We start from the raw sequence: 840 nt of genomic DNA on the forward strand, positions 1-840 counted from the left end.
GGTTTGGGCTGTGGTGCTCAGGGTGTTGTCTTCGAGAACCAGTTTGCCGTCTTTGTCGGGGGTGTAGAGCAGGGTGGTGCTGAACGTGTTGTTTTCAAAAGTCAGGTTGCTGCCCATTAGTTTTTGTTCGAGCATGTCGGACAACGGGGTGTTGCCGTAAATCAGCGGGCTGTTGTCTATAGCCGTTTTGAGGATGGTGTCGGGAATGTGGATTTTGAGGTTGGCGCGGCAGATGGCTTTGCCGTTGTCTTCGGTTTCTTTGGCGTCTTCAAGCAGGGTTTCTAATTCGAGGCCGGCGGCGATGATTTTGTCGGCATCAACGAATTGGCGGCTGTCATTGCGGGCAAAGGAGCGCGCTTGTTGTTTGAGGGTGTCTTCGATGGTGGTACGGATGTTTTGCAGTGTGGCCGGTTGGGCGCAATCAAGCGCGGCTTTCGGCTCTTCTTTGCTGCATGCAGCAAGAAGAATCGTGCTTAAAATCAATACGGAAGCGGTTTTTTTGTACATGGGTACTCCTGAAGATGACGGCCTTTCAGACGGCCTGACGTGCCTATCATAACAAAAGCACTTGCAGCAAGTAAATGCGGCAAGTGCTTTTCTATGTCAGATGTATCAGCCTTTGATGACGCTGACAAAGCCGGAGAGGATGGCGGCGTTGAGCAAGTCAACGAAGAACGCACCGACCATAGGTACAATCAGGAAGGCTTTGTGCGACGGGCCGAAGGTTTGGGTCAGGGACTGCATGTTGGCAACGGCGGTCGGGGTGGCACCCAAACCGAAGCCGCAGTGACCTGCCGCCAATACGGCAGAGTCGTAATCGCGACCCATGAAGACGTAGGT

Annotated in this window: 1 protein-coding gene and 1 pseudogene; both read right to left on the reverse strand. The window is 53.3% G+C overall.

All coding sequences use genetic code 11. The annotated features are described in order from the left end of the window. A pseudogene (locus tag ACTHUR_RS12945) lies at positions 1-507 on the reverse strand (lysozyme inhibitor LprI family protein); the annotation flags it as partial. Between the two features lie 105 nt (positions 508-612). Then, the coding region (locus ACTHUR_RS12950; RefSeq protein ID WP_440398900.1) for a sodium/glutamate symporter at positions 613-840 on the reverse strand (228 nt) is incomplete at its 5' end.

The sequence above is a fragment of the Neisseria sp. P0021.S007 genome, assembly GCF_051956855.1.